This is a genomic window from Williamsia sp. M5A3_1d, assembly GCF_053345315.1.
Genome location: NZ_JBKEZX010000003.1, coordinates 41,657 through 50,927 on the forward strand (window position 1 = coordinate 41,657; position 9,271 = coordinate 50,927).

Here is a 9,271-nt window from a genome sequence, read left to right on the forward strand (position 1 = left end):
ATGTTGTCCATGGACATCGCCATTCCGCCGTGGCCAAAAGGCTAGAATGTGATGCTAGCAACCAAAGCCGTTAGATTTGTCCGCTATGCAACTCCGCAATTGGTACAGTTGGGCCTTAGATCAGCGGGACTACTTAGCTCCGTATTGACAGTTGCAGTATTGGCGCGGTATTTGGGCCCGGAAAGATACGCTGTGCTCGCAACAGGTTTCACGTGCGCGTCAATCCTGTTTGCCCTGTCTGATTCGGGAGTCTACATTTTAGGAGTAAAGGCACTTACCGAGAACGGTGTTAGTGGACAACAGGCGAGGCACATAGTGTACGCGCGTCTAGCACTGTTATTGCCAGTTGCAGCAGTCCTCTTCGCGGTGGTGTTTGCGGTGGCAGAACTTGATGACGCCTTGATAATTAATACTTGCATTCTTGCGGCGATCCCGTACGCATTTACAGCGTTCCGAGCAGTTCCGGAGAGTCGGGTAGAGGCCGTGAGGGTGGGGTTGATCCTGGTAAGCCAGAACGTGGTGTGGCTTGGATGGGTCTTGGGCACTGCTTTCTTAGGTCTGTCAACAGAGGTCTTCGCGGTCGGGAGCGTGGTGGCATGTGCTGTACAAGCTGCGCTTGCATACCTGGCGGCGAGACAAGCGATTCAGAGACACCAAGCAGACCAGGAGAAATGCACGAGCGTCAGACATGCAGGTTTACAACGATGGAGCGATCTCATTCGACGTGGTGTGCCATTATTTTTCTCGAACGGCGCATCCACAGCATATTACCGCGGGCATCAACTTATAGTCGCCGCAGTCTTTGGTGGAGAAATCGCGGCCAGTTACCTAGCGGCGATGCGGATCCTTGATTCGGCTCAAGTTTTGCCCGCAACGGTTAATTCAGTTGCGTTTCCACGTATCGTCGCCATTCAATCAGATCCTTTTCACCGAAGGCGCGTAGTTGCCCGATACTTCTGGCTAATAACTGGCGCGGCCATAATCGTAGCGATCTTGGTGCAAATTTTTGCGACACCGCTGTGCAAATTGCTTCTAGGGTCGGAATTCATGAGCGCACCAGAACTGCTTCGCATATTAATCTGTGCTTTTGTTCCGATATGTGGAGCGTTCATCCTATCCTCGGCCCTAGTTGCGCAAGACCGGCAGAGGGCATCCGCATGGGTCTCGATTGTCGGAAGCCTTGCAGGGATCTTGACTATTTGGCTATTCGCGCTCTTGGGTTCTGTGCAGCTTGTCGCAACAACGTTGATCGTCATAGAGACAGCGATCACCGCAGCCCTTGGAGGACTTGTGTTTCTAAGTATCAAAAGGGTCCCCGAATCGCACACGGAAGCGGTCAAAATATGAACAATTACTCACCAAAACAGGATCCAGAGCATTTGCTCGGAAGAGAAACGTGCACGCTCGTCTGCGCGACACACGACCGATTAGCTGCGCTTCAGCATACGATCAAGAATAAGCTCGAAATTAATGGTGTGACAAACTTGCTTTTCGTACTTGACGGGTGCACGGACGGCACTGAGGAATTCTTAAGGGAAGTGTCTAAAATTGATTCCCGAGTGTCGTTCATCAAACAAGACCGTGGGGGTGCGCAAGCCGCAAGAAACCGTGGAATTCAGTTGGCAGTTACTGACTGGATACTCCTTGTGGATGACGACGATCTTGTCCCAGCCGACTACGCCCAGACGCTTAAGGCTGCAGCTGTAGCCCACGGAGCTGTTCTTGCGGGAGCACCGTGGTTTAACGCGACCTCGGAATCGATCGAGGAAGTTCGCCGGCGCTTCACAGACGCTCCGCGAAGACACATCGGCCTCCGCGACGGCCCGTCGACCGTAACATTACGAGAAATCGTCACACCATACCTATTCTCCGCGATATTGATTGATGCGGCGATTGCGAAGGCCTATTTGTATGATTCGAATTATCGCGGAAATAGTTGGCGCGAGGAAACTGACTTGTTTTTGCGAGTTTGGGCTGACGGCCACAAAATTGTCCGATCCTGCGCAACGCACTCTTGGCAAGATCGGCGTTTCGGCGGTGGACATAGCAGGAGCGCCATCCGATACGAAGCCTGGGTATTGCGGAACGAGTTATTCTTTGGCAAAAGGCACGATAAAACTCTAAGGCAGTTAGAGACAAGCTGGAAAGGTTGGAAGCGCGAAGGATTTAAGACGAGTTTCGAACGGATACGAGTTCGTGCAAAAGCGTCGGTAATAGCGCGTTCTCGCCGTGTTTATCTTTCGAACCGACCCCGCATACAGCTTTCGAGATATGTCGACGAGTTTGCGGACAGACAGGTCGTGATTGTAACGCCGAGCGTCGATCCTCGCGCCGGAGGTGTTGAACGGTTTTGCGTGGACCTGGCAGCGGTGCTTGGCGATAGTGGTTGGCGAATCCGGACGGTAGCCCCGCGCAAAGAAGAACATAGGTGGTTGCGGCGCCTTGGACTGGAAGCAGTCAGAGAAGCAGTCAGTCTTCGTCGGGAAATTCGAGAGTTGCGTCCGTCCGTTCTCATAACAAATGGTCAACTTGGATTTTTCCCGGCTATGGGCTGTCCGCGGGTTCACGTATTCCACGGCACGATGGTGCAAAATTCTCTGTGCACACGGCGCGGACGAAGATTTCGCGACTGGGCAGTTGCCTCGGCTTTGGGTGGCGGGCTCGCGGAATTTCTATCAGGGCTGGGGACGGCACGCGTCGCGGTATCTAAGTCCAGCGCAAGGGAGGTTCGGCGTTGGTACCGAATGGGTTTGCCGTCAGTAGTTGGCAATGCGGTGCCGGTATCGCATTACGCCTCGCCCACAAAACCACCGTCCGGTCTTGTTTTTGCGGGAAGGCGAGAAAATAGGAAGGGATACGAGACTGCAGTCGAAGTTGCCAACCTGGCTGGCAAAAGGTTGAAAGTTGCTGGCCCGGGCAGTGATTCGCGTACCCAAGATTTGGGTGTCTTGGATCGGGATGAGTTGTTAACGTTGCTGGCCCAGTCCAGTGCACTGCTATTGCCTTCTCTTTACGAGGCTTGTAGTTATCTCATTCTGGAGTCGCTGTCGGTTGGGTGTCCAGTTATTACAACAAGAACGGGTTGGATCGAAGAGCTACTTGAAGTAGTGCCGGGTTACGCGCTACTGGTTGTCGATCCGAATGACATTGCGGCAATGGTCAAGCTACTGGCTCTTTGCGAGTCTCGTGATTCCGAGGTTGTGAAGGTAGTGGCACAGGCACGCGTATTTGTCGAAAACCACAACTCGATGTCAACGTTCGCTGAAGCGTGGTCCACTTTGATTGCAGATATTACTCAGGTCGCGTGAGTTAAGAACGGTAGGATTGACATGACATTCCATAAAGCTGCCCTGACGGGTGATCGCCAGGCGCTTCAGAATACCTTGAGTGGAAGCCTCCCGCGTCGCCCACTCGCGCGGTTCTTAGAAACGCCCATCCATCTGGGCCATGCGTTCATAGTTCTTATCTTGTTGAGCGAAAATACGGTGGGCGGTGTTCAGGTCTCCGCACTCTATTTGATTTCTATCCCTTTAGCGATCGGCCTTGCTCGCCGGCCCGTTGCAGCATTGGTCGTCTTGGTGTTTCTCTCCGTAATTAACTACCCTATAGCCGGATCGGACTGGATTTCCGGGACGAGCGATCTGGTATTGCTTGCGGTAACGCCCTGTTACTTCTTCTGTATGCTGAGTAGCCAGCGGAAAAACAGCTACTTCTTGGCACTGACTAGTATCAGCGTACTATCTGCGCTAATTGCCGCGCTCAGTAACAACTACCAACAGAGTTGGTTTGGGTTCGCGCGTTGGTTGCTCATCCTGGTTGTAGTCGGTGGCATAGCAGCGACCGTTCGAAGCGTCAGCAGGAGGCGTTTGGCAGCGTCGTTTTACTTGGCGCTAGCAGCGGCGGCGTCGTTGGCGGCAATCTTCGGAATCCTGCAGCGATCTGGATTTTATCGATTCGTGGGACCTCCCTATCATCCGCCGGATATCGACTCTACGTTCGGATACTATTCGAATTACTCGGCTTTTTTGGCGTTTGCAGTGGTAATTCTTTTAAATGCCGCGTTCGATATAGCCAATCTGCAGGGTTGTGGTAGGGCGTTATGCGCCGTAGCGTCGCTTCTATGCCTCACCCAGGTTGGGCAGGGGTTCTCCCGAGGAGCGATCATCTACGTCGGAGTAGGCATAGGAATTCTTCTGTTGGGTTCTCTGCGAACGCCCAAACTTGCAATTGCTCAGCTGGCAGCTGTGGTGGGTTCCATTATTTTGTTGGTTTTGACTGTGCCGAACTCTGCATTGAAGTCAACATACGAAAGATTTTTCAGCGCGCAGGGTGGTGATGTGTTTCGCCGAGGTGAGCAGCAGGCTGGCAATCTACTGTTGCGCGAGCATCCTCTGGGACTCGGATTTGGAGGTTTTTACAGAGAGCTTTCTACAAACGTAGGTATCTTCCCTGTTCCGCTAGCCCACCCACATCGTCTGTGGCTGGCGGTGGGGCTAGAGATCGGCTTCGTCGGAGTCATTTGTATGTGTCTGATGGTTGCAATCATTTGTTTCAGGTTGATCCGCTCTTGGCTGCATTCGCCGTCTGTGTTGGCCGTGGGTTGCATCGCCGCTCTGGTGGCCACATTCGTTCAGGGCTATAACGATTACTTCTTCATCGAGACATCAAATCTATCCATCTTCGCTGTGCTTCTTGGAATAGCGTTATGTGCTCAACAGGACAGGCGCCAGTTGGTGTTGGAAATTGCTACGGTTCCGTATAGCCTGCGAGATCGGTCGAGTGGAATGCGAGGTCGGGGGTGAGGGTGGCAGTTGTCATGCCGCATTCGGTGCTGCCGGCCGATAGTGCCGACCGAATACGTGCGGTGAACATGGCGAGTTACTATGTTGAATTGGGGAACGAAGTCGATATTGTTTACCCAGTCTGGGGCAAATCCGATGTGGCCCAATATGGCCCGTTCGGATTAAAGGAGATCGAGGTCGGACCGATACCGCTTCAACGAGTCTTCTGGCGAATCAAATTGGCTCTTCTCCGGTTGATTGATATCCACGCTCTTCACCATTCGAGCAGGGTCCGAGAGGCTATTGAGGAGACCATAAATAGTGGCGGCTATGACGTTGTTGACGTTCAGCACTCGTTCTTCGCGCTCAGGTTAGCGGCACCGTCGGTACTCACCGTACATAATGCAATGTCCAACCCTGCTTTCATCAAGAATTCCTTAAAGCGGGCCGTTGCTTGTATGTGGGAGCGCCGTGCACTGTCTACATCGGAGCGGATCGTCGTATTTAGCCCGGAGGAACGTTCGCGCGTTCTAACCGTGGCGCCTTCCCGGGCAACTGATGTGGTGGTTGTGCCTCTGGCGCATCCGCATCCTGCTCCTACGGTGACGGCTCCCGTGCGTGGGGCGCCCACGTCCATGAGTGGTTTGTTCATCGGCTCGATGGACTACCGTCCGAACGTAGAGGCGGCTCGGGAAATAATAACCCATTGCAAGGCTTGGAATAGCGATCTTGGGGTTCGTTTCGCGATCGTCGGTCGCAGGGCGGCGCTCGAGTTGGGAAATACTGGTCTGCACGATGCGGTTTTGAAGATTCACAGCGACGTGCCTGACGTTAGAGAATTCTACGAGAATGCGGATTTCGTGCTTCTACCTATTCGTTCTGGTGGGGGTGTTCGGGTTAAAGCGTTGGAGGCATTGGCTTTTGGCATTCCAGTTGTCGCAACGGCGCTGGCGGTGGATGGCCTGGGTCTAAAGGACGGTGAGTCTGTTCTCATCTTCGACGGCCGCGAGTCGCTAACTCGTTGCTTGGCCGTTTTGAAGCAGGAGAGTGTAAGAAATCGGCTGGCGCGCAACGGTCGTCACCACTGGGAACGTCATTTTCAATTGTCGATTGTCGCGCGGCAGATGTTTGAGGTCTACTCCGCGGCCCAAAGCGCAAATTTGTGATTTACTTGAGTGCTTTCTCTAAGGAATACTCGATAAACGCGGGTAACACGAGAAACTAGTATTCAAACTTTCTGATGCAGTGGTTATTGAAGCCGGCTGGTTCGGTGGGCTTAGGTCGGCCGTTGGCTGCGCCGTCGTTTCGGCGGAAAGTTCATACGATCGCGTGACTTGCCTTCGTATGAGTAGTCGGTTTGCAGGTGTCGGTTCATGACCGGAACTGAGAAGATAGCGTGACCTGGGCTGCGGGATCGGAGGCGGCGTCCAGCTCAAGTTGCGGCTTGCAGTGGCGCTGTATATATTTCGTTATGTTACGTTCTGCGATAGTTGGAGACGGACGTAGTTGCGGCGCGCAAATTGTGTTTTAGCTAGCTCAAATTTTCCGGTAGCCGATAAGGGGTGCTCAATCCGTGTATGTTTTCGCTTCCGAGGGTTATTCGTGCCGGCCCCGTAAATTGGGCATTGCAAGTTCGTTGCCGTCTCGTATCCTGGGCTTTTAAATCCGAGGGGCCAGCTTTCGAGCGCAACGTGGCGTGATCATCTTGCGGCTGCCTGACGGGTTGAACAACGTCGAGCGCCGTTCTAGCTAGTTTCTCCGGCGACAGTGGGAGTTTGAGTAGTGAGGCCGAGCGGGCAAGGTGGTTGGAGGCTCTTTCCGGGCTCTCGAGCAGCGTATTCGCCGCTGAAAAGCCGCGGCAGAGCGGTCGTTATCGGTACTCGTGGGTACCCGAGCTACTACGGCGGTTTTGAGACCCTGGTTCGGCGGCTCGCTCCGTACCTGGTCAACGACAGCTGGCATGTGACGGTCTACGGCCGTCCGGGTGCAGTTAGGTCGGATGACCCGAACCTGGACGAGCGAGTCAGGGTCAAGACCACGCGTGGCCTCGAGAGCAAGTCGCTAAGCACAATCTCGTACGGACTGAGCGCCGCGATCGATGCGGCGCTGACCGGCGTCGAAGTTGCTCTTATCATGAACGTCGCGAACGGCTTCTGGTTGCCAATCTTGAAGGCACGCGGCATTCGTACAGTTGTCAATGTCGACGGTGTCGAGTGGGAGCGCGCGAAGTGGGGCCCTTTAGCTCGCCGGGTGTTCAAGCTCGGTGCGAGTATGACCGCACGCTACGCTGACGAACTCGTCTTCGACGCCGAGGCGATCAAGGACTACTGGATTCAGGAGTTCGGGCGCTCGGGTACGTTCATCCCGTACGGTGGCGATCCTGATTACCCGACCCTCGATTCGCCGCGATTCGAACGCGGGACCTACGCGCTCATGGTGGCGCGTTTCGTTCCGGAAAACTCAATTCGAGAGTTCATCCACGCGGTGGAGATGCTGAAAGAGCAACCGGTGGTGGTAGTCGGATCATCGGGCTATGGGGGGGCCTTCGATGAGGATCTGCAGCGGCTTCACGACAGCCGCGACAATGTTCACTGGCTCGGCCACGTCAAGGACGACGCGTTACTATTCTCACTCTGGGAAAATTGCGGGGCGTACTTTCATGGGCACAGCGTGGGTGGAACCAACCCGGCGCTCGTGCAGGCTATGGCGTGCGGGGCTCCCACCATTGCTCGCGACACGTCCTACAATCGTGAAGTCCTCGGCGAGGCAGGACGGTTCGTCCAGCCCACCCCGCGAGCGATCGCAGATTCGATCGCAACGCTGATTGCAGATCCTGCGGCGCAGAGCCATATGGCCGAGGCTTCTCGGGCCCGCGCAAAGCAGTACTACAGCTGGGAAGCGGTGTGCCGCAGCTACAGCGACTTGATGTACGGGGCGGCGCCCAGTAAGCGCGAGTTCGACGGAGCAGCAGAGAGCCTGCGCGCCAGTGACGAGGGTGGTTCCATAAGCTATGACTGATTCGTTGGCTATGACGGACTCTCGATCGTTCACCACTGAAGGTGAGTCGATCCGCGATGTAATCGGCGCACTGCGGCGTGGGTGGCTGCCGATCGTGGCCTGCGCGGTCGTCGTAGGACTGCTGGCATTGGGGTACTGCCTTCTCCAGACGCCGATCTATCGAGCGACCGCGACGCTCTACGTCACTTCGGGCACAGATGACAATTCGCAGACCGCTTACCAGGGTTCGTTGGCGTCACAACAACGTGTCACCTCTTATACCAAGCTGGTGAACTCCGACGCTGTGGTCCGGCAAGCGCTTCAGACGGCAAAACTCGGCATCAGCGTCGAGGATGCGAAGTCTGATGTCTCTGGCACAGCGACCACGGAGACTGTTTTGCTCAACATCTCCGCAGTGAACAAAGACCGCGGAGAAGCCGAGAAGCTCGCGAACGCGATCTCGACCGCCATGACGTCCTATGTGTCGCGTCTCGAGACGCCGAGCGGCGGCGGTCAGCCTTTGGCGAAACTGACACTCGTGACGCCCGCGGACGCGAGCGATTCTCCGGTCACACCGAAGACCACCCGGAATGTGGGTCTCGGCGTGGTGGTGGGTCTTCTGTTGGGCGTTCTTGGTGTTCTGGCGCGGGCTCGGTTCAGCAACAAGATTCGGGATGAGTCGGATATCGCAGGTGTCAGTGACACGCCCGTCCTCGGTTCGATCCCGACCGATGAGTTGTTGAAGAAGCGGGGATTGATCGATTTCAAGGGCGGTGCCACGCCCTCGGCCGAGGCGTTCCGCAAGATCCGCACCAACCTGGCGTTCGCCAACGTCGACAGTCCGCCCAAGATCATCCTGGTGACCAGTCCCATCGCGGTGGAGGGCAAGACCACCACCGCTATGAATCTCGCGGCGGCTCTGGTGGAGGCCGGCAATCGAGTCGTACTGGTTGACGCCGATCTGCGCCGCCCCCAGGTCGACACCCGCAGCGGTTTGCTCGGCGACATCGGACTCACCAACGCGTTGCGCGGTGACGGCGACCTCTCCGATCTGGTTCAGCCCAGTGCCGTCGACGGGCTGTGGGTTCTGGCTTCCGGACCGCGCCCGCCGAACCCGGCAGAACTTCTGGCCTCGAAGAGAGCCGGCGTGACGCTTTCCGAGCTTGGTTCTTCGTTCGATTACGTCATCGTCGACTCTGCGCCGGTTTTGCCGGTCACCGACGCTGCCGTCCTCGCGCAATGGGTGGATGGAATTCTGCTCGTGGCCCGCTCGGGAAGTACCAAGTTCGGCGACCTGTCGGATGCCTATGACCAGCTGACCAACAGCGGCACGCCGATCATCGGGTTCGTTCTCACCGAAGCGCCCACCTCGAAGGGGCGGTACGGCTATTACGCAGTCAACCCGACGCAGAAGAAGTCGCTCTTCGGTCGGAACCGCGAGCCCAAGGCCATCGAGCAGGTCCTCGAGCCGAGACGCAAGCCCAAGCACTGAG

6 protein-coding genes are annotated in these 9,271 nt (G+C 55.8%); all 6 read left to right on the forward strand.

The annotated features are described in order from the left end of the window. Positions 1-51 precede the first annotated feature (51 nt). The 6 genes from ACLBW1_RS12710 to ACLBW1_RS12735 all read left to right on the forward strand — a co-directional run bounded on the left by ACLBW1_RS12710 (position 52) and on the right by ACLBW1_RS12735 (position 9,270). Positions 52-1,347 (forward strand): oligosaccharide flippase family protein, encoded by a 1,296-nt coding sequence (locus tag ACLBW1_RS12710; protein WP_447812218.1) that lies wholly within the window; start codon positions 52-54, stop codon positions 1,345-1,347. Beyond that, positions 1,344-3,308 carry a glycosyltransferase gene (locus ACLBW1_RS12715; protein WP_447812219.1) on the forward strand — a complete coding sequence of 655 codons (1,965 nt, stop codon included), beginning with the start codon at positions 1,344-1,346 and terminating at the stop codon, positions 3,306-3,308. Before ACLBW1_RS12710 ends, ACLBW1_RS12715 begins: the two co-directional genes overlap by 4 nt. Before the next feature lie 21 nt (positions 3,309-3,329). Then, positions 3,330-4,802, forward strand: a complete 1,473-nt coding sequence (locus tag ACLBW1_RS12720; protein ID WP_447812220.1) for an O-antigen ligase family protein — start codon at positions 3,330-3,332, stop codon at positions 4,800-4,802. A 2-nt stretch (positions 4,803-4,804) separates the two neighbouring features. Beyond that, complete coding sequence (locus ACLBW1_RS12725) at positions 4,805-5,947, forward strand: glycosyltransferase family 4 protein (protein ID WP_447812221.1); 1,143 nt, start codon at positions 4,805-4,807, stop codon at positions 5,945-5,947. A 796-nt stretch (positions 5,948-6,743) separates the two neighbouring features. Then, positions 6,744-7,799, forward strand: a complete 1,056-nt coding sequence (locus ACLBW1_RS12730) for a glycosyltransferase (RefSeq protein ID WP_447812222.1) — start codon at positions 6,744-6,746, stop codon at positions 7,797-7,799. Continuing rightward, positions 7,792-9,270, forward strand: a complete 1,479-nt coding sequence (locus ACLBW1_RS12735; protein WP_447812223.1) for a polysaccharide biosynthesis tyrosine autokinase — start codon at positions 7,792-7,794, stop codon at positions 9,268-9,270. Before ACLBW1_RS12730 ends, ACLBW1_RS12735 begins: the two co-directional genes overlap by 8 nt. Position 9,271: the final 1 nt, after the last annotated feature.

Coding starts and splice junctions, on each gene's coding strand:
- ACLBW1_RS12710 (WP_447812218.1), top strand. CDS start 52: ATGCTAGCAACCAAAGCCGTTAGATTTGTCCGCTATGCAACTCCGCAA.
- ACLBW1_RS12715 (WP_447812219.1), top strand. CDS start 1,344: ATGAACAATTACTCACCAAAACAGGATCCAGAGCATTTGCTCGGAAGA.
- ACLBW1_RS12720 (WP_447812220.1), top strand. CDS start 3,330: ATGACATTCCATAAAGCTGCCCTGACGGGTGATCGCCAGGCGCTTCAG.
- ACLBW1_RS12735 (WP_447812223.1), top strand. CDS start 7,792: ATGACTGATTCGTTGGCTATGACGGACTCTCGATCGTTCACCACTGAA.